The 22,419-nt window shown below is 63.0% G+C and carries 22 protein-coding genes; 19 read left to right on the top strand and 3 right to left on the bottom strand.

Annotation, left to right across the window (positions count from 1 at the left end; all coding sequences use genetic code 11):
* Window positions 1–6: 6 nt before the first annotated feature.
* Window positions 7–942 (bottom strand): oxygenase MpaB family protein, encoded by a 936-nt coding sequence (locus ERC79_RS20815; RefSeq protein WP_131580266.1) that lies wholly within the window; start codon window positions 940–942, stop codon window positions 7–9.
* A gap of 205 nt (window positions 943–1,147) precedes the next feature.
* On the opposite strand from ERC79_RS20815, the gene ERC79_RS20820 reads away from it, so the two are divergent.
* Entirely contained in the window at window positions 1,148–2,872 is a 1,725-nt protein-coding gene (locus ERC79_RS20820; protein ID WP_131580267.1) for an acyl-CoA dehydrogenase family protein, read from the top strand.
* Between the two features lie 183 nt (window positions 2,873–3,055).
* On the opposite strand, the gene ERC79_RS20825 is transcribed toward ERC79_RS20820, so the two are convergent.
* Entirely contained in the window at window positions 3,056–3,583 is a 528-nt protein-coding gene (locus ERC79_RS20825; protein WP_131580268.1) for a helix-turn-helix domain-containing protein, read from the bottom strand.
* A 53-nt stretch (window positions 3,584–3,636) separates the two neighbouring features.
* Between ERC79_RS20825 and ERC79_RS20830 the strand changes: the two genes are divergently transcribed.
* Together ERC79_RS20830 and ERC79_RS20835 are read left to right on the top strand one after the other, a co-directional pair.
* Window positions 3,637–5,100, top strand: coding sequence for an MFS transporter (locus ERC79_RS20830; protein ID WP_131581399.1), 1,464 nt, complete (start codon window positions 3,637–3,639; stop codon window positions 5,098–5,100).
* A gap of 61 nt (window positions 5,101–5,161) precedes the next feature.
* Window positions 5,162–6,331, top strand: coding sequence for a thiolase family protein (locus tag ERC79_RS20835; protein WP_131580269.1), 1,170 nt, complete (start codon window positions 5,162–5,164; stop codon window positions 6,329–6,331).
* A 127-nt stretch (window positions 6,332–6,458) separates the two neighbouring features.
* Here ERC79_RS20835 and ERC79_RS20840 read toward each other — a convergent pair whose 3' ends face one another.
* Window positions 6,459–7,613 carry an acetyl-CoA C-acetyltransferase gene (locus tag ERC79_RS20840; RefSeq protein WP_131580270.1) on the bottom strand — a complete coding sequence of 385 codons (1,155 nt, stop codon included), beginning with the start codon at window positions 7,611–7,613 and terminating at the stop codon, window positions 6,459–6,461.
* A gap of 874 nt (window positions 7,614–8,487) precedes the next feature.
* On the opposite strand from ERC79_RS20840, the gene ERC79_RS20850 reads away from it, so the two are divergent.
* The 16 genes from ERC79_RS20850 to ERC79_RS20925 all read left to right on the top strand — a co-directional run bounded on the left by ERC79_RS20850 (window position 8,488) and on the right by ERC79_RS20925 (window position 22,417).
* Window positions 8,488–9,651, top strand: a complete 1,164-nt coding sequence (locus ERC79_RS20850) for a steroid 3-ketoacyl-CoA thiolase (protein WP_131580271.1) — start codon at window positions 8,488–8,490, stop codon at window positions 9,649–9,651.
* Window positions 9,652–9,826: 175 nt separating this feature from the next.
* Entirely contained in the window at window positions 9,827–10,606 is a 780-nt protein-coding gene (locus ERC79_RS20855; protein ID WP_131580272.1) for a thioesterase family protein, read from the top strand.
* 91 nt (window positions 10,607–10,697) lie between these two features.
* Window positions 10,698–12,398 (top strand): fatty acyl-AMP ligase, encoded by a 1,701-nt coding sequence (locus tag ERC79_RS20860; protein WP_131580273.1) that lies wholly within the window; start codon window positions 10,698–10,700, stop codon window positions 12,396–12,398.
* On the top strand, window positions 12,395–13,285 hold the full coding sequence (locus ERC79_RS20865) for an acyl-CoA desaturase (RefSeq protein ID WP_131580274.1): 891 nt from the start codon (window positions 12,395–12,397) through the stop codon (window positions 13,283–13,285). Before ERC79_RS20860 ends, ERC79_RS20865 begins: the two co-directional genes overlap by 4 nt.
* 8 nt (window positions 13,286–13,293) lie before the next feature.
* Window positions 13,294–14,280, top strand: coding sequence for a fatty acid desaturase (locus tag ERC79_RS20870; protein ID WP_131580275.1), 987 nt, complete (start codon window positions 13,294–13,296; stop codon window positions 14,278–14,280).
* A gap of 11 nt (window positions 14,281–14,291) precedes the next feature.
* On the top strand, window positions 14,292–14,582 hold the full coding sequence (locus ERC79_RS20875; RefSeq protein ID WP_242676668.1) for an acyl carrier protein: 291 nt from the start codon (window positions 14,292–14,294) through the stop codon (window positions 14,580–14,582).
* A 75-nt stretch (window positions 14,583–14,657) separates the two neighbouring features.
* On the top strand, window positions 14,658–15,695 hold the full coding sequence (locus ERC79_RS20880) for a fatty acid desaturase (protein WP_242676669.1): 1,038 nt from the start codon (window positions 14,658–14,660) through the stop codon (window positions 15,693–15,695).
* Window positions 15,692–16,531, top strand: a complete 840-nt coding sequence (locus tag ERC79_RS20885; protein WP_131580277.1) for an alpha/beta hydrolase — start codon at window positions 15,692–15,694, stop codon at window positions 16,529–16,531. The genes ERC79_RS20880 and ERC79_RS20885 overlap by 4 nt, the downstream gene beginning before the upstream one ends.
* A complete protein-coding gene (locus tag ERC79_RS20890; RefSeq protein ID WP_131580278.1) occupies window positions 16,528–16,722 on the top strand; it encodes a rubredoxin in 195 nt (64 codons plus the stop codon). Before ERC79_RS20885 ends, ERC79_RS20890 begins: the two co-directional genes overlap by 4 nt.
* 45 nt (window positions 16,723–16,767) lie before the next feature.
* Entirely contained in the window at window positions 16,768–18,003 is a 1,236-nt protein-coding gene (locus ERC79_RS20895) for a cytochrome P450 (RefSeq protein ID WP_131580279.1), read from the top strand.
* 28 nt (window positions 18,004–18,031) lie between these two features.
* Window positions 18,032–18,904 (top strand): alpha/beta hydrolase, encoded by an 873-nt coding sequence (locus tag ERC79_RS20900; RefSeq protein WP_207390374.1) that lies wholly within the window; start codon window positions 18,032–18,034, stop codon window positions 18,902–18,904.
* A 30-nt stretch (window positions 18,905–18,934) separates the two neighbouring features.
* A complete protein-coding gene (locus tag ERC79_RS20905) occupies window positions 18,935–19,945 on the top strand; it encodes a methyltransferase (protein ID WP_131580281.1) in 1,011 nt (336 codons plus the stop codon).
* A gap of 64 nt (window positions 19,946–20,009) precedes the next feature.
* Complete coding sequence (locus tag ERC79_RS20910; RefSeq protein WP_131580282.1) at window positions 20,010–20,453, top strand: response regulator transcription factor; 444 nt, start codon at window positions 20,010–20,012, stop codon at window positions 20,451–20,453.
* A 218-nt stretch (window positions 20,454–20,671) separates the two neighbouring features.
* Complete coding sequence (locus ERC79_RS20915) at window positions 20,672–21,055, top strand: NADH-quinone oxidoreductase subunit A (RefSeq protein ID WP_131580283.1); 384 nt, start codon at window positions 20,672–20,674, stop codon at window positions 21,053–21,055.
* Between the two features lie 25 nt (window positions 21,056–21,080).
* On the top strand, window positions 21,081–21,668 hold the full coding sequence (locus ERC79_RS20920) for an NADH-quinone oxidoreductase subunit B (RefSeq protein WP_131580284.1): 588 nt from the start codon (window positions 21,081–21,083) through the stop codon (window positions 21,666–21,668).
* Window positions 21,669–21,733: 65 nt separating this feature from the next.
* Window positions 21,734–22,417 (top strand): NADH-quinone oxidoreductase subunit C, encoded by a 684-nt coding sequence (locus tag ERC79_RS20925; protein WP_242676918.1) that lies wholly within the window; start codon window positions 21,734–21,736, stop codon window positions 22,415–22,417.
* Window positions 22,418–22,419 lie beyond the last annotated feature (2 nt).

The raw sequence follows: 22,419 nt of genomic DNA on the forward strand, positions 1-22,419 counted from the left end.
TATCTCCTAGCGAGCGGGGGCGGATGAGCCCAGGCAGTTCATCAGTGGTCGGGGATCGATCCCGACCCGGCGCCAGGCGTGGTATGCCCAGGGCAGGTACAGCACGCGAAGTGGAAGCCGGTTGACGAGCGGGTTGATGCGACGCGAGAAGGCGGCGAAGCGCTGGAACCGGCTCTCCTTCTTCGGATTCCATTCGAGACCGCACACTTCACGCATCTGCGGAGGCAGCGTGCCGACGACGACGGTGCGCATGAAGGCGTTGATCGGAGCGGACAGCACGTTCCACACCGGACGCGGAATCGCCCGCGGGCCGGGCACGCCCTGGCGGATGTATCCGGTGGCGTAGAGGATTGTCGGAGTCGGCACGAACCGGTCGAGCATCTGCGCCCAGTAGTCGAGGAAGTCCTCGTAGGTCTGCGGCTGACTCCGATCACTCACCCCGTAGAGCTGGAACCAGATTTTGCTCTCTTCGAAGATCCGCGCCTTCTCCTCGTACGAAAGTCGTCGGATGAAGGTGTCGGTGACGTAGAGGACCTGGTCGACGAAGGTGGCGTGCGCCCAGTAGAAGAGCTCCGGGTTGAGCGCGTGGTACCGCGAGCCGTCGCTGATCGTGCCCTTGATCGGGTTGTGGAAGTCGCGGACCGTGCGCCCCCACTGTTGTGGGTCGTCGCTGTAGACGGTCTTCATGATCGGCGGCCCGCTGCGGCGTGCCCGGCCGAGCGTGTCCGAGAAGATCACCGAGTGGTCCTCGACTGCTTTCCCGAGCTGCTCGATGCAGTTCTCGGTGCCGGCCAGGCGCTGGAAGCCGAGCAGGCCGCGCACGTCGCCGTAGTACTTCCAGATCAGCGAATCGGGGCCCAGCCGCGGCCCCTCAGAGGTGGCGACTGCTTCGACGGGCATGGGGACCGCCTCGCGGATGGCGGCGTCGAAATCGAGCGGCATCGATCGTTCCTGTCTGCCTTGGGACGGTGGAACAAAACTGTCTCTCTGTCCCAAACGTTAGCGCCGAGTGACCTGCGACACAAGGCCGGGCGCGCCCCGTGGCAAGTTGCTTGTCGAGAAAGTCCGCGCGCGGGGCTGGTCTCGGGGAGAGTGGACTACATGCCCCTGTCAGGGTGCTGGATCCATTCCGCGGAGGGTGATCACGGTGGGCGAGCTGCTCTTGAATCCGCACGACTACGACCCGAAGGACCTCGATCCGAACACGCGGCGGCTGCTGCGCGCGACCGTCGACTGGTTCGAGAATCGCGGTAAACGCCGGCTGCTTCAGGACGACCTGCATGCGGTCTGGGCGGGTGACTTCCTCGACTTCGTCGGACGGGAGAAACTGTTCGCCACGTTCCTGACCCCGGCCGCAGAGTCTGGCGGGGATCCGAACAAGCGTTGGGATGCTGCCCGCAACGCCGCACTCAGCGAGATTCTCGGCTTCTACGGCCTCGCGTACTGGTATCTGTGGCAGGTCACGGTGCTGGGGCTCGGCCCGATCTGGATGAGCGAGAACGCGAGCGCCCGCCGGCACGCCGCCGAGCAACTCGAGGCCGGCGGGGTGATGGCATTCGGGCTATCCGAGCGGGAGCACGGCGCGGACGTGTACTCCACCGACATGCTGCTCACCTCCGTGCAGGACGGTGGTGTGGCGTTCCGGGCGAACGGAACCAAGTACTACATCGGAAACGGCAACGTGGCGGGCATGGTGTCGGTGTTCGGACGCCGCACCGACGTCGAGGGGGCCGACGGGTACGTGTTCTTCGTCGCGGACAGCCGCAACCTGCACTACCGCCTGCTCGACAACGTCGTGCACGGTCAGATGTATGTGAGCACGTTCGCGTTGCGGGATTATCCGGTCCGAGACCGGGACATCCTGCACACCGGGCCGGACGCGTTCTCGGCGGCGCTCAATACGGTCAACGTCGGGAAGTTCAACCTGTGCACCGCCTCGATCGGCATCTGCGAGCACGCTTTCTACGAAGCGATCACCCACGCGCACAACAGGGTTCTGTACGGCAAGCGGGTCACCGAATTCCCGCATGTGCGGGCTGCTTTCGTCGACGCCTACTCCCGGCTGGTCGCGATGAAACTGTTCAGCGCCCGCGCAGTGGACTACTTTCGCAGTGCAGGCCCGGAGGATCGCCGCTACCTGCTGTTCAACCCGATGACGAAGGCCAAGGTCACCTCGGAGGGGGAGGCCGTGGTGACGCTGCTGCACGATGTGATCGCCGCCAAAGGCTACGAGAAGGACACGTATTTCAGGGAAGCGGCGGAGATGATCGGCACGTTGCCGAAACTCGAGGGCACTGTGCACGTCAACGTCGGGTTGATCCTGAAGTTCATGCCGAACTATCTGTTCAATCCGGCGTCGTATCCGGACGTCGGGACTCGCACCGATCCCACCGACGACGAGTTCTTCTGGGCACAAGGCCCAACTCGTGGTGCGGGGAAGGTGCAGTTTCACGACTGGACGCGGGCATATGAGGCGTTCGCCGATGTCCTGAACGTCGCGCGGTTCCTCGAGCAGGCCCTCGCGTTACGGGAGCTGATCGCCACCGCCGGTCCGGACGAGGCTCAACGTGAGGATCTGGACTTCCTGCTCACGATCGGGCACCTGTTCGAGCTGGTGATCTATGGCCAGTTGATCCTCGAGCAGGCCGACATCGCGGGCCTGGACCGGGATCTACTCGAGCAGATCTTCGACTTCCAGATCCGCGACTTCTCGGCGCATGCGGTTGCGCTGTACGGCAAGCCATCGTCGACGCCGGCGCAGCAGGAGTGGGCGATGGCCGCGATCCGTAAGCCCGCCGTCGACGCCGGTCGCTTCGGGCGGGTCTGGGAGCAGGTCGTCGCGTACGACGGTGCCTACGAGATGCGGCCCTAGTAGACCGCAGCCGGCGGGGGAGAGGGTACTCGTCCTTGGAAATGGCACCCGCTCCGCGATCAGTGAGAGGTGCTCCCGGTCGGCACCGAGCCGGCGAGAGAATTCATACCGGTGAATCGATTCGTGCGGCGGGCACGCCCGACTCACATCAGATCACTGTGGGTGGTCCTCGCCGGAGCGCATTCACGGGGCGCGCTTGCCCCTCCGTGACCGTGAGTCGATCCCTGCCTTGACCGAATCTCGGTTCAGGCGTACCCGAAGTCCGTCGAGGCCGACTTCGGCACCCGATTCGCTCACCAACTGGACGCGGACCGGCGCCCCAGTAGCTTCCTCGACGATGCGTAGCGGGCCACCGTCATCGTGCAAGTACTTGTCACCCCACTGCATCAAGGCGATCACCGCGGGAAGTAGATCACGACCCATTTCAGTCAGCACATACTCGTACCGGGTGCGTTGCCCTGGTACGCGGTACGGACTCTTGGTCAGCAGTCCTGCCTGCACCAGGTCCTTGAGACGCGCCGAGGCGACGGCGTCGGTTATGCCGACCCGATGCGCGAAATCGTCGAATCGCGTAGTGCCGTAGTAGGCCTCACGCAACAGAAGAATCGCCGAACGTGTACCGACGACCTCCATGGCGCGGCCGATCGAACAGTGGTCGCCAGTTTCCCAAGCTTCGCGGTCCGATAGCGCCCCTTCCAATTTCATCACCATTCCTACAGCCTACTGACTTGCCAACAGTGAAGCCAGCCCCTAACGTGCTGAATATGGTCATTAATAGTCAGAGTGATGTCACGCCCAGACGGCCACCTTCTGCGGCGGCCACGCTCACAATCCTCTGTGGCGCACCGTTTCTCGCGAGCCTCGACCTGTTCGTCGTAAATGTCGCTTTCGATCAGATCGGCACGAGCTTTCCGGGCCACTCACTCGCCGACATGAGCTGGGTACTCAGCGGCTACGCCATCGTCTATGCAGCCCTGTTGATCCCGCTCGGTCGGTGGGCGGACAATGTCGGACACAAGCGAGTGTTCCTGATGGGTCTGGCGGTGTTCACCGTCGCGAGCGCTGCCGCCGCGGTCAGCCCTGGGCTGTGGGCGCTCGTGGGCTTCCGCCTCCTACAGGCAGTCGGAGCCGCAGCTCTTACCCCCACAAGTCTGGGTTTGCTGCTCAACTCCGTGCCATTGGAGAAGCGCGCAATCTCCGTTCGAATCTGGGCCGCGGTCAGCGGTGCCGCCGCTGCCGCATTCGGTCCGGTTGTCGGCGGATTGCTCGTCGAGGTGAGCTGGCGGTGGATCTTCTTGATCAACATCCCTTTCGGTATCGTTCTTCTCATCGCCGGGACGCGTGTTCTCGCCGAATGCCGAACCCTGCGGGCGGATTCGAAACTCGATCTGTTCGGCGCAGTGTTGCTCGCGGTCGGCATCGGCGCACTGACCACCGCGATTGTGCAGGGCCACGACTGGGGGTGGACCAGCTCCGGCGTGATCGCAGCCTTCGTCGTCGCGGTGGTTGCTTCGATCGGATTCCTCCTCAACAACTCTCGCAGGCGATCGCCGCTGGTAGATCCGAGCCTGTTCAGGTTGAGGACCTTCACCTGGTCGAACATTGGTGCACTGGTGTTCAGCGCGAGCTTTGCCGCAGGACTCCTCGGCCTGGTTCTCTGGCTGCAAACAGTGTGGGATTACTCCGCAGTGAGGACCGGACTCGCGATCACCCCAGGACCGATCATGGTGCCGATCTTCGCGATGGTCGGACAGGCCCTAACCAAGCGCTTCAAGGCCTCCACGCTCGCTTTCGCGGGCAGCGTGCTCTGGGCAGCCGGGACAGTACTGATCCTGCTGTCCGTCGATTCCCAGCCGGACTATGTCACAGCGGTGCTCCCAGGATGGCTCCTCAGCGGTATCGGCGTCGGCCTGACCTTGCCGACCATCCTGTCGTCCGCTACCGCGCAGCTGCCGCCTACCAGCGCTGCAACCGGTAGTGCAGTGGTGAACATGACGCGCCAGATCGGCACCGTTCTCGGTATCAGCGGACTCATCGCCCTCATCGGCAGTCCGATCGGCTTCGACGCGGCGCACGAGGCCTTTCAGCGAGCCTGGTGGGCAGTCGCAGCGACAGGACTGCTGAGCGCCGTCGTCGCTTTCGGGCTGACCCCTCGCAGTTCCGTCGCCCCATCTCCCGTTCCCGGATCGACCGAAGCAGAGAACACCCCCTCGGTGACAACCAACTGACCCCCAGCGCCGGCGCGCTGGACCCGATCGACTCAACCCTGAACCTGGAAGAAGGAAGACCATGAGAGATGCCGTAATCGTCGACGCTGTCCGCACCCCGCTCGGCCGTGGAAAGGCAACAGGGGCCCTGCACAGCGTTCATCCAGTCGACCTGATGGCACACAGTCTCCGAACGATCATCGAGCGAACAGGGATCGACGCCGCACTTGTCGATGACGTCATCGGTGGCGTCGTCACTGCAGTCGGTGAGCAGGGGTCCAACCTCACACGGCGAGCCACATTGGCAGCCGGATTCCCCGAATCGGTTCCCGCCACCACCGTTGATCGCCAGTGCGGTAGCAGCCAGCAAGCGATCCACTTCGCCGCCCAGGGAGTCATCTCCGGCGCCTACGATGTCGTGGTCGCAACTGGCGTCGAGTCCATGAGCAGGGTCCCCATGGGCGCAAATCTGGTCGGTACAACCGACCCTGCAGGCGTCGCCTTCGCGGAGAGGTACCCGGAGGGTCTGGTTCCTCAGGGCATCAGCGCCGAACTCATCGCCGCACGATGGGGTCTCACTCGCACCCAGATGGACGAGTTCGCGCTGGGAAGCCATGCCAAGGCCGCTGAAGCCACCAAGAACGGACTGTTCGACGCCGAGCTCAGTCCGGTGGCCGGATTGAGCAGCGATGAAGGCATCCGGGTGGGAAGCACGCTCGACACAATGGCCGGGCTCCGGTCGGCGTACTACGACGAGGCGATGGCACGACGGTTCCCCCAGATCGGATGGAACGTTACCGCCGGCAGTGCAAGCCAGATCAACGACGGCAGCGCGGCCGTGATGATCACCACCAGCGAGCGCGCTGGGCAGCTCGGACTCACCCCGCTAGCGCGGCTTCACAGTTTCGCGGTCGCCGGCGACGACCCGCTCTACATGCTGACTGCGGTAATCCCGGCGACCCAGAAGGTCCTTGCCCGTGCCGGACTCTCCATCTCCGACATCGACCTCTTCGAAGTCAACGAAGCGTTCGCATCGGTGGTCCTGGCCTGGGCGGAAGAGACCGGTGCAGATCTGAGCAAGGTCAACGTCCACGGTGGTGCGATCGCACTCGGCCACCCCCTCGGCGCCAGCGGGGCCAGACTGATGACGACGATGGTTCACGCACTTCGTGAGCGCGAGGGAAGATTCGCCTTGCAGACGATGTGTGAAGCGGGCGGTCTGTCCAACGCGACCATCATCGAGCGGCTGTAACTCACTCGGCGATGCCGTGCCGCTGTCGGTGCCGAATGTCACCCACAGCGGCACGGCCTTCACCCGGCTCGGCGAGGGTGCCCGTGCGGCAGGACCGGCAGCGCGCGTCCATACGATGAGGCTGCTGTCAGAGCCGTTCGACGATGAGAACGTTGGCTGTTCCGCCGCCCTCACACATTGTCTGCAGCCCGTAGCGTGCGCCTCGGCGTTCGAGTTCGTGGAGCAGCGTGGTGAAGAGCTTGGCACCGGTCGCGCCGAGAGGGTGGCCGAGCGCTATGCCGCCGCCATTGACATTCACCTTCGACGGGTCTGCACCCGTTTCGGCCAGCCACGCCATCGCAACACTCGCGAAGGCTTCGTTGACCTCGAACAGATCAATGTCCTCGATTGTCAGGCCAGTCTTCGTCAAAGCATGTTGTGTCGCGGCAATCGGGCCCGTGAGCATCCAGATGGGATCGTCCGCGCGTACCGAGATGTGGCGGATCGTGGCTCGCGGCCGTAGGTCGTGGGCTTCGACGAACCGCTCTGATGCGAGAATGACCGCACTTGCCCCATCGCCGTTCTGGCTGGCGAGCGCCGCGGTGATCTTCGAGCCTTCGCTGAGCGCGGGCAGTTTCGCCATCTTCTCGAGGGTGGTTCCTCGCCGCGGGCATTCGTCGCGCTCGAGGCCGTGTAGTGGTGTGATTTCGTCGTCGAATCTCCCGGAATCGATTGCTTCAATAGCCTTTTCGTTGCTGGCGAGGGCGTATTGCTCCATCTCGCTGCGGGATTGCGACCATTTGTCGGCGATCATGTCGGCGCTGCGGAACTGTGAGACGTCGGCGTGACCGTACCGAGTTCGCCATCCTCGAGAACCCGAGAATGGGTCGCTGTGGCCGTACTGCCGGCCGGCGAGCATTGCCGAGCTCATCGGTATCTGGCTCATGTTCTGCACGCCAGCGGCCACAAGGAGGTCAGCAGTTTCGGACATCACCCCTTGCACCGCGAAGTGGATGGCCTGCTGACTCGAACCGCACTGACGGTCAACGGTGACACCAGGGACGTGATCGGGCAGTCCCGCTGCGAGCCAGCTGGTTCGACCGATGTTTCCCGATTGGGGTCCTAGAGTGTCGCAACAACCCATGATGACGTCTTCGACGAGTGCTGGATCGACGTCAGCCCGCGTGAGGACGGCCTTCAGGACGTGTGCTCCGAGATCTGCGGCATGCACATCGCTGAGCGATCCGCCGCGTCGGCCAACGGGGGTCCGTACCGCGTCGAGCACGTATGCGCTGGAGGTCATGGGTCACTCCCTTTTCGAATCGGAAGCACCTACGGCGCCGTGCAAAATCTGCCGGCCTGCCGGGTGTGTTGCTTTTCCTGAAAGTTGTTGACGCCCAAGTTCATGGAAGTGATCGGCACCGTCGGACGCCATTGCAGTTGGACCATCAAACCGCAGTGGCGGGAGCGTAGCGTGAGTGAGTTTGATATGGCAACCATACGAGGTATGGCCAATGCGAAGAGTGAAACAGGCCCTGTTCCCGTGCGGCGGCCTGCGAGCACGCCACGCCGACGATGCTCGATAGCTGACGCCTTGAAGGTGATTGGTGAGCAATGGTCACTGCTCGCGATCCGGGAGATCAGCCTCGGTCACCACCGATTCGGGGAGATTGCCGCCAACACAGGCGCACCCGCGATGTTCGCACCACCAGGCTGCGTGCCCTCGAGCAATCTGGAGTTCTTTACCGCCAGGCATACCTGCAACGTCCAATTCGGCATGAGTACCACCTGTCCGACGCCGGACGCGACCTGTATGCAGCGTTGGCCGCACCTCGACTATGGCGCGACCGGTGGCTGGTGGGCCAGCCGCCGGTCATCGTTGAGCACGGCTGCGGGCAGCAGATCGAGGTGGTCGCGCGTTGTAGCAGGTGCGACTGCGACGTCGATCCGACGAGTGCAGAATCCGTCAGGGTTCAGCCCCGGCACACGCGGATCGGGGGGGTGAACTCACCGTCGCCATGTGCGTTCGAATCCTTCGAATTACTTTGCAGTGCAGGCAATTCTCGGAGGATGGTTGCCAGGGGAGTCGAACATGTTCTAGTTTCGCTTACGCGAAGTGATCATTGTCGTCATGTCGGCTCATTCGTCTTCCGAGCCTCGCATCCGAGGAGCACATCATGGGCACTCCCGTCATCGTCGATGCCGTTCGTAGCCCAATCGGCAAGCGTGGGGGTTGGCTGTCGGGCCTGCATCCAGCCGAGATTCTGGGCAGCACGGTTTCCGCGCTACTCGAGCGGTCAGCGCTCGATCCGGCGCTTGTCGAGCAGGTGATCGGTGGCAATGTGACTCAGGCCGGCGAGCAGGCCGGGAACATCACCCGGACCGCGTGGCTGCATGCAGGGTTACCGCAGGGGGCGGGCGCGACGACGATCGACTCGCAATGCGGATCCGCGCAGCAGGCAACAGGTCTCATCTCGGCCCTGATCGAGACGGGCGTGATCGCGGCGGGTATCGCATGCGGGGTGGAGTCGATGAGCCGAGTTCCCCTCGGGGCGAATCGTGGAAACGGAGAGTTCGGTTCCCCGCGGCCCAGCTCATGGACGATCGACATGCCGACCCAGTTCGAGGCGGCCGAACGTATTGCCCACCGCCGTGGGTTCTCTCGCATCGACACCGACGCCTTCGCTCTTCATTCTCAGCAGAAGGCGCTAACGGCCTGGTCGGAGGGTCGATTCGATCGAGAGGTCGTTCCCGTCAAGGCGCCCGTGATGGTCAGCGGGGCACCCACCGGCGAAACGGACGTGGTGCACAGAGATCAAGGTCCGAGGGAGAGTTCGATTGAAGGGCTGGCGCGACTCGTGCCTGTGATCGAGGGCGGCATGCACACCGCGGGCAGCTCGTCTCAGATCTCCGACGGCGCGTCTGCGATCCTCCTGATGGACTCCGACCGTGCCGCGGAACTGGGGATGAAGCCCCGAGCACGCATCGTCTCCCAAGCATTGGTTGGAGCGGAACCCTACTACCACCTGGACGGTCCGAGTGCCGCCACCGAGCGGGTGCTCGAGCGTGCATCGATGTCGATTCACGACATCGACCTTTTCGAAGTGAATGAAGCCTTTGCGTCCGTCGTGATGTCATGGCAGGCCGTCGTCAAGGCAGACTGGGACAAGGTCAATGTCAATGGCGGCGCAATCGCTCTTGGTCACCCTGTGGGCAGCACCGGCTCTCGTCTGATCACCACGGCACTACACGAGCTCGAACGTCGCGACGCAACGACCGCGCTGATTGCGATGTGCTGTGGCGGGGCGTTGGCCACCGGAACCGTCATCGAACGTCTCTAGTCTCAACCGCTTCGCGGCGTGGGACATGAGGGGACTTCAGCTACATCCATCGCGTCATCGAGTGGCAATAGAACTGTAACGCCAAGTTATTCGAACATTTCGCCCCAAGTTCACCCAAATCTAGCTATGCTATTGCGTAGGCAGGGAGGGATGGGGACGCTAGGGGGGGATGTAGGTGGTAACTTCCATTGCCGAGTTCATGGACTCGGATATGATGTCAGATGCGCTGGATCTCAGTGCATTTCATGGTTTCAGTGGGTTGCATGGCGGGTTGTCGGCGGCCATGTTGCTGCGCGAGATGCGCCAGCACGCGCCGTCCGGCAGCAGACTCGCTCGGATGACCGCGAACTTTCTTCGGCCTGCCGACGGGCCTCTTCTCCTCAGTTCGGAGTTGGTCAAAGCGGGTTCGAAGGCCTCGATCGTGAAGGGGAGCGCGATCAGCGGGGCCGAGTTGGCGATCGAAGCGACCTCGATCTTCGTTCTTGCCAGCAGGACTGGAGCCGCGCCGCTGACACCCAGCATGCCGGACACAATCGTCGGAAGAAGCGACGCTCAACTGTTCGAGATCCCCGCGGAGTTCGTGCCGATTTCGCAGCGAATGGAGATTCGACCGGCGACGGACACGCTCCCTTACAGCGGCTCGGACACTCCGGAACTCTGCGCATGGATCCGTCTCAAGGACTCCCTGGCGAACAACGACGAGCGGGTACTACTCCTCGCTGATGCACTGGCGCCATCGTTCTCGGCGGTGCTCTCGGAACTGAGAATGGTGCCCACCGTCGCGATGTCGGCGACGATGTCGGAGCAAGTGCCGGCCGTCGACTTCGATTGGGTGCTCGTTCGCGCCAGAACGACGATGGCGGGGCGAGACGGCTGGGTCCGAGAGGTCATCGATGTGTGGACCGAAGACGGAGTCCACCTCATAACGAGCGACCAACTGCGCGTGGTCCGCTGACCGCGGGGAACGAACCCCGGGAACGTTTCATCACACTCACGGCCGCTCGATGGGGCGCGGCCGATCCGACCAATGATGCAGGGGAACAGCTATGTCAAAATTCGCGACGATAGTCGACGCCCTCCACGCGAGATCGCAGTCCGATGAGCTTGCGTACATCTTCCTCTCGGACGGGACCGCGGACAGCGAGACGCGCTGGACGTACCGTGAAGTCGCTTCGGTGTCCGGTGTGTTTGCCGAACGCATGAAAATGGAAGGGGTTCGTGCCGGCGATCGCGTTGTGCTGGCTCTGAATCCAAGCTTGGATTACATCGCTGCGCTGTACGCGATCATGCAGATCGGAGCGGTGGCCGTCCCCTCGTTCCCGCCCATCAGGCCGAAGGAGCTCGACAGGTTCGTACTCTCAGCCCTGGACTCCCGGCCCGCCGCAGTCATCATCGATGCGATGTATCGCGAACCGATGGGTAGCGTCAGCAAGCGCCTGGCGGAGCGGGGTATCGATGCCAAGGTGATCCAGCCGGGCATGGAGGGGACCTCCTCATCATCGGTCATCGATGGTAACGAGCACCGGCCGCGTCCCGACGCTCTGGCGTTGATTCAGTACACGTCGGGGTCGACCGGGTCTCCCAAGGGCGTCTGCGTGACACATGCGAACTTGGTCAGCAATTGCGAATCCCTCGGGCGCAGTATGGGATTCGACCCGAACCGGATCGGCCTGTCCTGGCTTCCGCCCTATCACGACATGGGATTGATGGGCACGATCATCTTGTCCGCCTATCACGGATGGCCGCTCGTGATGATGTCACCCGTTCACTTCATCCAAGAGCCGTATCGGTGGCTTCGGGCGATCAGCGACTATGGGGTAACCATCACCGTCGGCCCCAACTTCTCCCTCGACCTGTGCACGTCCTCGATCGATGATGCCGAACTGTCTGGACTCGAACTCGGCAGCCTCCGTGAGTTCTACTGCGGCGCAGAGCCGATCCGGCATGCGACGTTGACGGCGTTCGAGGACAAGTTCGGAGTATGCGGCTTCGATGCTGCCTCGTTCATTCCCTGCTACGGAATGGCCGAGGCGACTCTCTTCGTCGCGGGAAAGCCCGCCGGTACCCGCTACCAGGTCATGTCCAAGCCGGGGATCACGGGCGATACCACCCACGTCAGCTGCGGTGTTGTCGACAGCGATCACATCGTCAGGATCGTCGACCCCGACTCGGGTAGCGTTGTCGCGCCCGGCGAGATCGGCGAAATCTGGGTTGCCGGTCCCAACGTTACCGAGGGCTACCTCGGGATGGGCGAACTGACGTCGACGGTCTTCCACGCGCATGTCGCCGACGACGGCCAGCAGTATCTGCGGACGGGGGACCTCGGCTTCACGCTCGATAGCGAGCTCTACGTCACTGGTCGCATCAAGGATGTGATCATCGTCAACGCCCGCAACATCTACCCCCAAGATGTCGAGTCGAATCTGCTGCGCGGTGTCCCGGAAGTGCGGCATGTAGCTGCGGTCTCGGTACCCGGGCATGACACCGAAGGACTCGGTGTCATCGTCGAGTCGCGGCTTCGCGAGATGACCGCCGAGTTGCATGCGGAGACCATCGAACGGGTCCGTGCGTCGGTCATCGCGGAACTCGGTATCGCGCCGAAGGTCATTCACGTCGGTCCACGGGGGACGGTACCGACGACGACCAGCGGCAAGGTCCGGCGCCAGCAGGCCAAGGCCCTGCTGTTGAGCGGTGAGCTGCCGACGTACGAGCTTGCGGCGTCACCTGTGCTCGAGGTGGCGCAGTGACGGCCGGCGCCGATACGGCGACACGTGATGCCCTCGCATCACGTCTGGCATTCGCGACGGTCGGACTACCGACCGTCGGGACTGTCGCGGCAGTTGTCTATTCGGCCTTCTACGGAATCACTGTCACCGATATCGCCCTGTTCCTGGTGATGTACCTGACCACGGCACTCGGCGTCGAAGCCGGCTTGCACCGGTACTTCACGCATCGGTCCTTCACCGCCACCGAACCGGTGAAGGTCTTCCTCGGAGTCGCTGGATCGATGGCGGCACAGGGGCCGATCGTGTTCTGGGTCGCGAACCACCGACTCCATCACGCTTACGCAGACACCGAGCGGGATCCGCATTCACCGAGACCTCTCGGCCCAGGGCTCCGAGGGCGCATCAAGGGTCTGTGGCACGGGCACATGGGGTGGCTGTTCGAAGTCAAGACGACCGACTGGAGCCGGCACTGCCGCGATTGGCTCAGCGACCGACGGGTCATGAAGATCAACCAGCACTACTTCACACTCGTACTCCTCGGCATCCTGCTTCCGGGGCTCGTCGGGTGGTTGGTCACCATGAGCGTGCACGGGCTCATCGGTGGCGTCCTATGGGGCGGATTCGCACGGATCTTCGCTCTCGATCACGCGACATGGGCCGTCAACTCGATCGGGCACACCTGGGGAGCCCGTGAGTTCAACACCCGCGACGGGAGCCGCAACATCGGTCTGCTTGCACCGCCGACGGTCGGCGGGTCCTGGCACAACAATCACCACGCCCGACCGGTGCTCGCGCTCACGAGACGGCACTGGTGGCAACTCGATATCGCTGGTGACTTCATCCGGATCCTCAGTCGTCTCCGGCTGGTCAGTAACGTCAAATATGTCGACACATCGACACGTCGATAGGGGGCAACATGACTGAAACAGTAGGAGATTCGTCAGTATCGGTCGACAAGCGCGAGTCGGTTGCACGCGCGATCGTCCAACTCAATCCGCAGAGCGCACGGGCCAAGCGAATCGTTGCTGCCGTGACGATCGGTATCCCCGGGGTCGGCTTCGTCGTGGCCTGCTATCTGGTGCTCACGGGCCGGGCGACCGGGCTGGACTACATCCTGTTCGCAGTGTTCTACGCAATCCAGATGTTCGGAATCACAATCGGATTCCATCGCTATGCCGCGCACAAGTCGTTCAAGACCTCTCGTACGTTCGAGGGGATCTTGATGATCGCGGGATCGATGGCAATGGAAGGCCCCCTGCTGTTCTGGGTCATCACCCATCGCCGACACCATCGATTCGCCGACGAACTGGGAGACCCGCACTCTCCGAATCTCAGTGGATCAGGTCTGGGTGGGAAGCTCAGAGGCCTGTGGTATGCCCACATCCCGTGGATGTTCAGCACCCAGGAATCGCGGGTCGACGTCTTCGCTCCGGATATCCTCCGCGATCGCCGCCTGTTCTTCTACAACCGCACCTACTTCCTGTGGGCATTGATCGGCCTCGTTCTGCCGGCGCTCGCTGGTCTCCTGATCGGCGGCACGTGGTCGGCGGCATTCTCCGGGTTCATCTTCGGTGGACTTGCTCGAGTGTTCCTTGCGAACCAAGCCGCGTGGTGTGTGGGGTCGGTCAGTCACATGATCGGTTCCCGGCCCTTCGTTACCAAGGACGACAGCGCCAACAACTGGCCCGTAGCGATAGCCACCTTCGGTGAGGGACTGCAGAACAATCATCACGCGTTCCCAGGGGCATACAAGCATGGAATGCGCTGGTGGGAACCGGATTTGAGTGGACGCGTACTCACTGTCCTGGGGAAGATGCGGATCGTCTGGGACCTACGAATGCCCGACCGCAACGCCATCAACGATCGTCTGCGGCGCAACTCTGCAACTGCTCTCTCGAATTAGACGGAAGGCACATGATGTTCAAGCGAAATCGTACGTCGACAGTATCCGGGCCCCTTACGCGCGACGCGTTGGAAGGGTGGCTCGTCGCCGAACTGGCGCGGCGCACGCAAAGTGCCGAGTCCAGCATCGACACCAACAAGCCGTTCGAGGCCTACGGTCTCGATTCGCGCGCAGCGGTACAAGTTTCCGGACAGCTGGAGAAGGTCGTCGAGCGCCGACTGTCCCCTGGAATCCTGTTCGAGCACAAGACGATCAGCGATCTGACCGACTACTTGACCCGTGAGCTGCGCATCAGTTCGTGAGGTCTACTGATCCGGGAGGGAATTCTCATGACCCACGTGATACCAACAGATCCTGATCCGCGCTTTCGTGAGTTCATGGCGAAGAGCGATGCAATCAGCGGTGAGAAGCTGACGGCAGCCATCCCGCGTGAGCTGATGGAGCCTTCGCTGGCCCGCGGAATGATGGGATTCGCCCTCAGTTGGGCCTTGTACATCGGCTCCATCGTGGGCATGGCAGTCTTCCACCACTGGTACGTCTATCCGTTCCTGCTGGTGACGGCTGGACTGGGCGGCTGGGGGTTGCATTGCATTGCCCACGATTGCGGACACGGTTCGTTCTCGCGGAATCGGAAGCTCAACTTCTTCATCGGACATCTGTCGTTGATGCCTCTGCTCTACCCATTCCACGCGTGGCGACACGTGCACAACCTCCATCACGGCCACACGAACAGCCTCGAACTCGACACGGACTGGAGGCCCATTTCTGAGGACATCTACCGGCGAATGCCGCTCCGTGACCGGGTCGTGTACATCAGCACGAGGACCTGGGCGGCCTGGGCCGGCACCATCAACTACTGGGTCGTCTCGGGATTCCGCCCTTCGTACTTCCCGAAGAAGGACATGCGCCGCGATGTCCGGCGCTCGATCATCTTCGTGATCATCATCGGTGGTGCCTACCTTGCGACGTTGACCTATTTCACGGGGTGGCAGGGTCTTCTGCTGTACTTCGTGGCACCGTGGTTCGCGATTCACGCCTGGTTCAGCATCACGACGCTGATGCACCACAGTGCCGAGGACATTCCCTATCTGCCGGAGCGCTACTGGACCCGAAATGCCAGCCGACTGCTCGTGACCACCGATTTCCGGTACCCGCGGTGGCTGTTGTTTGTCACTCACAACATCTCGATTCACACTGCACACCATGTCGCTCCGGTTGTCCCGTTCTACAACCTGCCGAAGGCCCAGGCTGCACTGAAACAGACCTATCCGGGAATGGTCCGCGAGGAGCCTGCCAGCCTTCGCCGGGTGTGGACCGTCCTGCGTAAATGTCGCTTCTACGACCCCGTCTCGGGACTGTACTCGACGACGCCGATGGCGAAGATCGGCGACGCTGACATGAAGGAGTCAGCGTGATCGCTCACCCTGTCCTCAGCGACACCCTTGCCAAGAACTACCGGTGGATGCCCCGGATTGCCGGATATTACTTCACGTCGATTTACAGCACGACTCGCAGGCTGGGTACCTTCCCCGATGATGTGTGCCCGATCGGGGCGCGCCGCGTGCCGTTGGCCGACGTCCACAGAGTCAAAGCGGCCTATGTGTGGGGTGACGCCGATCCGACTGTGTTGGTTCTGCACGGGTGGGGTACCGACAGCACAAGCATGATGGGAATCGTCGAGACCGCTGCGGCGCTTGGGGAATCGGTCGTCTGCTTCGATGCCCCTGGCCACGGCGTGTCTCCGGGGGGCCAGGCGACGATGTCCGAGTATGCGATGGCAACCGTGGAAGTTCTCCGGCGGTTTCCGACGATCCGCACTGTCGTCTGCCACTCGCTGGGCTGTATTGCTGCGGTTTCCGCTATCGCAACCGTCGGCGTCGTGAGGTCGCTGATCATGCTTGCCCCCGCATGCACCTTGGCAGGAACACTCGAACGGTGGGCCGACGAGCGAAACCTGCCGAATGGCCTGGTCGCGGAGATGTACCGTGAGCTACAGAGACGGAACGGTGTCCCGGTATCCCACTGGGACATCCGGACGCTCGGCCTGCCGCAGGACCTCGAGGCCGTAGTCCTGCGTGACCCGGACGATGACTGGATTCCGGCTAGCGACGCGCAGCAGATCCTCGAGGCATACCCGCAGATCCCGCTTCGCGATGTCGCCGGCACTGGCCACCACGGCATTCTCCGAAGTCCGCTGGTCAAAGCAGCGCTCGCCTCAGCAGTAGGGCACCGTGAGGGGGATCGCCTGTGAGAGTTCGAGCTAAGGAACGCAGGGATACGAAGGCGTGGCTGTGCCTGGTGTGCGGGTGGGTCTACTACGAGGAACTCGGATCTCCCGAGGACGGAATCGAACCGGGTACACGCTGGGAAGACATTCCCGACGACTGGATCTGCCCAGACTGCGGCGCACGTAAAGAGGACTTCGTGATGACCGAATTGTGATTCTCACCAGACTTTTTCAAATCGATAGGCGGCAGAGGAGACCAGATGAGTACCACATCGACAGTGCGAAGCCCGCTCGAGATCATGGCGGAATTGCTGTCTTTCGACGGGAAACAGAATCCGTACCCCCTTTACGAACAGATGCGGGCGCACGGCCCGGTTGTTGACGTTCAGGGTGCTCACTTCTTCGTCACCGGCTATCGTGAATGCTCCTGGGCGCTAAGGGAGCCCGAGCTTCTAGCCTCGACGGATGACGCGGTCCAGGATCGGCGGCTACCAGGTTGGAGAGACCACTCCTCGTGGGTATGGCTGACGAAGAACATGCTGTTCAGCAACAACCCACGACATGAGCGATTGCGCCGGTTCTTCGGCAACGCGTTCTCGGCCCAGAGGGTTCTTGCCCTCGCAGACATGATCGACCGGCTCTCCGACGACGTCGTGGACCATCTGGCGCGTGAAGGCGCGGATGGCCGGACTGTCGATCTCGTCGAGCACTTCTCCTACCGTTTCGCGATCTCGGTCATCGGTGAACTCATCGGTGTGCCTTCGGAAGATCAGCCGGGGATGCGACATGGAATCGGTGCCATCACGATCGCACTCGACCCCATCACCGACATGTCGATGCTCGATCCGGGTGATGTTGCCATGGATCGGTTCGCCGAGTACTTCTACGGGTTGGTCGCTCGTTTGCGGGCGAATCCAGGAACCGACATGACGAGCGGGTGGATCAAAGCGCTCGACAACGGCGGTGACATCACTGAGGAAGAGCTCGTCGCCAATCTGATGCTGCTGGTCGTCGCAGCTACGGAAGCCCCGCAGGATCTGTTGAGCAATACCATCCGGCTTGCGATCGAGCATCCGGAGTTCCACGATCGGATCAAGACGGATCCGGATTTCACCGCAGGGTTCATCGAGGAGTCCTTCCGGTTCGATCCAGCAGTGCAGGCACTGAATCGGGTTGCTACCCGAGACTTCGACTTCTTCGGCCACCCGGTTGCAGCGGGTACTCCTCTCACCTTGCTGATCGCTGCCGCCAACCGGGACCCACGCCGGTACGACAACCCCGCCTCGTTCGTACCCACACGAACCGAGAACCAACCACTGACGCTCAGCGGTGGGAGTCACTACTGCCTCGGCGCAGCACTGGCGCGGATGTCGGTTCAGGCAGTCCTGCCGAAATTGATCACTCGATTCCCCGACCTGACGATTGCCGGGGCGCCCACCTTCCGAAACCAGATCGTCCAACGTGGCCACGCCACCCTTCTCATCACGCTGAAGTAAGGGGCCGAACATGCTACCGACCGTTGCCATGACCGATGCCGACCTCGCTGCATCCCTCGGCGACTTCACCAGTGAGTACGCGGAGGTGAACGGTATCCGTTTGCACTACGTCACCGGCGGGTCCGGCACGCCGCTGATCCTCCTGCCCGGATGGCCGGAGACGTGGTGGGAATACCGGAAGCTGATGCCGGCTCTGGCGACCGAACATCGCGTCTTCGCGGTCGATATCCGAGGCATGGGCAGCTCGGACAAACCGGATTCCGGGTACTCGAAGAAGTCGATGGCGAACGACATCAAGGAGCTCGTCCACGCCCTGGGGTACGAGAGGGCGAACCTTGCCGGCCACGGCATCGGGGCGATGGTCGCGTTCGCTTGCGCGGCGAATCATCCGGAGGTGGTCGAGAAGGTTGCGATCCTCAACACCACACACATCGACAACAGCTATTACGAGTTCCCCATGGTTCCCCGTCCCGGCGATGCGCCACCTCACCGCTGGTGGCTTGCGTTCAATCAGGTCCGCGAACTGCCTGAGCAACTGCTGGCCGGCCGAGCTCGACATCTGGTCGACTACATGTTCGGCATCAGCCTCGTCAATCCCGATGCCATCTCCGAGTTCGACCGTGAGGTGTACGCCCAGGCGTACAACGCGCCCGGCGCGATTCGTGCAGCGACGGGGTGGTTCCAGACGTATCAGCAGGACATCGACGACTTCAACTCCTACGACCCCGTCTCCGTGCCGATGCTGGGACTGGCGTACGGCGGATTCTTCGACTACATGGCGAAGGCGCTGCCCAGGCAAGGGGTCGACGTGCGTGTCGAACAGATCTCCGACAGCCGCAACTATCTCGTCGAAGAGCAGCCCGCCGCGGTCGTGTCCGCCTTCGCCGCATTCTTCTCCTGACCCGAGCCACACACCGCGAAAGGCACTGCGATGAAACGTTCACCACTTGCCGACGTTGCATGGAACTACATGTCGGCACAGATTCTGAACGATGCGGCCGAACTCGAGATTGCCGACAGACTCGCCCACGGTGCACAGTCGAGTATCGAGCTGGCTGCTGCGACCGGGACTCATGCGCCGTCGCTGCGCCGTCTGCTGCGGGCTCTCACCGCCCTCGGGGTCCTCGAGCAGTGCGACGCGGACCGATTCGCACTGACCGACCTCGGCGCACAACTTCGCAAGGATGCGCCCGATACTGTCCGCGACGTAGTCCGGTTCCTCTGCTCCGAGGGTGCGTGGAGCTCGTGGGGGGACTCGCTCCACAGCCTCCGCACGGGGGAGACAGCCTTCGAGCACAACTACGGGATGCAGGCGTTCGAGTACCTCGGTCAGCATCCCGAGGAGGCCGCGAAACTCAACGGTGCAATGGGTCGTATGACGGGTGAGACCGCCGCTGGAATCATTGCCGGATATGACTTCTCGCAATTCTCGACGATCGTCGATGTCGGCGGCGGCAACGGAACGTTCCTCGCCGAAATCCTGCGTTCAGCAAAGGACAGCAAGGGCATCGTGTTCGACATGCCGACAGGGGTGACCGACGCGGCTGCCACGCTGGGAGCAGCTGGCGTGGCCGATCGAGCCGACGTCGTCGACGGGAGCTTCTTCGCGTCGGTCCCCAGTGGCGCCGATGCCTACGTGCTCAAGCTGGTCCTCCATGACTGGGACGATGACCGGTGCCTGCGGATTCTCGAGAACGTTCGTCAGGCCATCGCCCCCGAGGGCCGTCTGTTGGTCTTCGAGCGGGCTGTCCCTGAGGTCGTCACCGCCGAGCATCGCCGAGCGCTGCTAGCGGATCTTCTGATGCTCGTCCTCACCGGCGGTAAGGAACGCACAGTGACCGAGTACCGCGCGTTGTTCGAGTCGGCGGGCTTCACCCTCGACACGGCTACCGGCCCTCTGGGGGACCTGGGTTTCACGCGATTGGAAGCGACTCCCGCGTAGGCACGAGGCGGCCCGACGGACCCGCCTCCCGGTGTGCGTCGCTGCGCGGTCGTAGCATCGGTCCGTGACCGACGCGACCGCCCGACCCAGCCGATCGACAGGCCCTACGAGTGTCCTGCACGTGCTCGTCTACAGCAGTGACGCGAACACCCGCGCACAGGTCGTGCGCGCGCTCGGTACGCGGCCGCATCCGGATCTGCCGGAGCTCGAGTGCATTGAAGTGGCGACGGAGCCGGTCGTGATTCGACGCATGGACTCCGGGGGGATCGATCTGGCAGTCCTCGACGGCGAGGCCGCTCCGGCCGGTGGGATGGGGATCGCGAAGCAGTTGAAGGACGAGCTCGACTCCTGCCCGCCCATCGTGGTGCTCACGGGCCGCGCTGACGATGCCTGGCTGGCCGACTGGTCCCGAGCTGAGGCGGTGGTCCCACATCCGATCGATCCGATCGAGCTGGCCACGTCGGTGGTGACGCTGCTACGCGGTCGTGACAATCCGCGCCCTTCCTGAGATGTTCTCGAAGCCGGGAAAGTTCGCGGGTAAAACACGAGCCAAGGGCGGGGACTGTCCCGGTAGGCTGAGGTCTGGATCACACTTCGGTGTGATCGCGGTACGGGCTCGCGCGGCAGTCGGAAGGTGTCGAATCGAGTACTGACGACCACGCGCAAGCTCCGAACGACCGTCCGGCATCGGGCGGCCAGGCTCGCGTGGAGAGGAGCACGGACGCAATGAACGTCTACGTGCCGATTCTCGTGCTGGGCGCTATCGCAGTCGCATTTGCGGTCTTCTCCGTGATTGTCGCGTCCGTCGTTGGTCCCAGACGGTACAACCGCGCCAAGCTCGAAGCGTACGAGTGCGGCATCGAGCCGACTCCGCAGGCGCTGGGCGGCAGCGGTATCCGCGGCGCGATCGGGCAGCGAATCCCGGTGAAGTACTACCTGACGGCGATGCTGTTCATCATCTTCGATATCGAGATCGTCTTTCTCTACCCGTGGGCCGTCCATTTCGACGTGCTCGGACTCTTCGGCCTCGCCGCGATGGCCGTCTTCATCTTCAACGTCTCCGTCGCCTATGTGTACGAGTGGCGGCGGGGCGGTCTCAGTTGGGATTAGGCACCTAGTCGGAAGCGAGTCGATCATGGGTCTCGAAGAGAAGCTGCCGAGTGGATTTCTGCTGACCACGGTCGAGGGCCTGGCCGGATACGCCCGCAAGGGTTCACTGTGGCCTGCCACCTTCGGACTCGCCTGTTGCGCAATCGAAATGATGGCGACCACGTCCGGGCGCTTCGATATTGCGCGCTTCGGGATGGAGGCGTTTCGTGCGTCGCCGCGACAGGCCGACCTGATGATCGTGGCCGGCCGGGTGAGCCAAAAGATGGCGCCGGTACTGCGCCAGGTCTACGACCAGATGGTGGAGCCGAAATGGGTGCTGGCAATGGGGGTGTGCGCATCGTCCGGCGGGATGTTCAACAATTACGCGATCGTTCAGGGCGTCGACCATGTAGTGCCCGTCGACATCTACCTGCCGGGGTGCCCACCGCGGCCGGAAATGTTGATCAACGCGATTCTGATGTTGCACCAGAAGATTCAGGACATGCCTCTCGGTGTCAACCGTGAGGAGGCGGTGCGGGCCGCGGAGCAGGCCGCGCTCTCGTCGCCCACCACGCTCGAACTCGGATTGGCTGCCCGCGCCGCCGGCTCTGCTTCCGGGGGGATGTCGAAGTGACGAAGGAGCCCGTCAACCACATCGGTGGCCCCGATCCGGGGGCGACCGCGGGCCCGGAGGGCACCGTGCCGCCGGAATCTGCGGTCGGCACCGAGCTGATCGGTGTTCGGCACGGCATGTTCGGGGCCGCCGGCAGCGGTGATACTTCCGGATACGGGCGGCTGGTCCGTCCGGTGACGTCGCCGGGCAGCACACCCCGACCCTACGGTGGGTACTTCGACGATGTGGCGGACGTCCTCGCAACAGAGCTGGCGGGCGTCGGCATCGACTACGCGGACGCGATCGGCAAGGCGGTCGTGTACCGAGATCAGTTGACGTTCCATGTCCGGCGTGAACACCTACAGCAGGTCGCCGGCAGACTGCGGGACGCGCCCGGTCTGCGCTTCGAGCTGTGCCTGGGTGTCAGTGGCGTGCATTACCCGGAGGACGCCGGGCGTGAACTGCACGCGGTCTATCCGCTGATGTCGATCACGTGGGGCCGTCGAGTCCGGCTCGAGGTCTCGGTGCCGGACGCCGATCCGCACATCCCGTCGCTCTACGGGGTGTATCCGACCACCGACTGGCACGAACGGGAGACGTACGACTTCTTCGGCATCGTCTTCGACGGGCATCCGTCGCTGACTCGCATCGAGATGCCCGACGACTGGCAGGGCCATCCGCAACGCAAGGACTATCCGCTCGGCGGCATCCCCGTCGAGTACAAGGGCGCGAGGGTGGCACCGCCGGAAGAGCGGAGGACATACAGCTGATG

Origin of the sequence: Rhodococcus sp. ABRD24 (assembly GCF_004328705.1) — a bacterium.
GTDB lineage: Bacteria > Actinomycetota > Actinomycetes > Mycobacteriales > Mycobacteriaceae > Prescottella.

What these genes read in the sequence shown, in the direction of transcription:
- ERC79_RS20915 (WP_131580283.1), top strand. Translation starts at nt 20,672, where the DNA reads ATGAACGTCTACGTGCCGATTCTCGTGCTGGGCGCTATCGCAGTCGCA.
- ERC79_RS20920 (WP_131580284.1), top strand. Translation starts at nt 21,081, where the DNA reads ATGGGTCTCGAAGAGAAGCTGCCGAGTGGATTTCTGCTGACCACGGTC.
- ERC79_RS20835 (WP_131580269.1), top strand. Translation starts at nt 5,162, where the DNA reads ATGAGAGATGCCGTAATCGTCGACGCTGTCCGCACCCCGCTCGGCCGT.
- ERC79_RS20895 (WP_131580279.1), top strand. Translation starts at nt 16,768, where the DNA reads ATGAGTACCACATCGACAGTGCGAAGCCCGCTCGAGATCATGGCGGAA.
- ERC79_RS20825 (WP_131580268.1), bottom strand. Translation starts at nt 3,583, where the DNA reads ATGGTGATGAAATTGGAAGGGGCGCTATCGGACCGCGAAGCTTGGGAA.
- ERC79_RS20900 (WP_207390374.1), top strand. Translation starts at nt 18,032, where the DNA reads ATGACCGATGCCGACCTCGCTGCATCCCTCGGCGACTTCACCAGTGAG.
- ERC79_RS20840 (WP_131580270.1), bottom strand. Translation starts at nt 7,613, where the DNA reads ATGACCTCCAGCGCATACGTGCTCGACGCGGTACGGACCCCCGTTGGC.
- ERC79_RS20875 (WP_242676668.1), top strand. Translation starts at nt 14,292, where the DNA reads ATGATGTTCAAGCGAAATCGTACGTCGACAGTATCCGGGCCCCTTACG.
- ERC79_RS20815 (WP_131580266.1), bottom strand. Translation starts at nt 942, where the DNA reads ATGCCGCTCGATTTCGACGCCGCCATCCGCGAGGCGGTCCCCATGCCC.
- ERC79_RS20880 (WP_242676669.1), top strand. Translation starts at nt 14,658, where the DNA reads ATGGCGAAGAGCGATGCAATCAGCGGTGAGAAGCTGACGGCAGCCATC.
- ERC79_RS20830 (WP_131581399.1), top strand. Translation starts at nt 3,637, where the DNA reads ATGGTCATTAATAGTCAGAGTGATGTCACGCCCAGACGGCCACCTTCT.
- ERC79_RS20860 (WP_131580273.1), top strand. Translation starts at nt 10,698, where the DNA reads ATGTCAAAATTCGCGACGATAGTCGACGCCCTCCACGCGAGATCGCAG.
- ERC79_RS20850 (WP_131580271.1), top strand. Translation starts at nt 8,488, where the DNA reads ATGGGCACTCCCGTCATCGTCGATGCCGTTCGTAGCCCAATCGGCAAG.
- ERC79_RS20870 (WP_131580275.1), top strand. Translation starts at nt 13,294, where the DNA reads ATGACTGAAACAGTAGGAGATTCGTCAGTATCGGTCGACAAGCGCGAG.
- ERC79_RS20905 (WP_131580281.1), top strand. Translation starts at nt 18,935, where the DNA reads ATGAAACGTTCACCACTTGCCGACGTTGCATGGAACTACATGTCGGCA.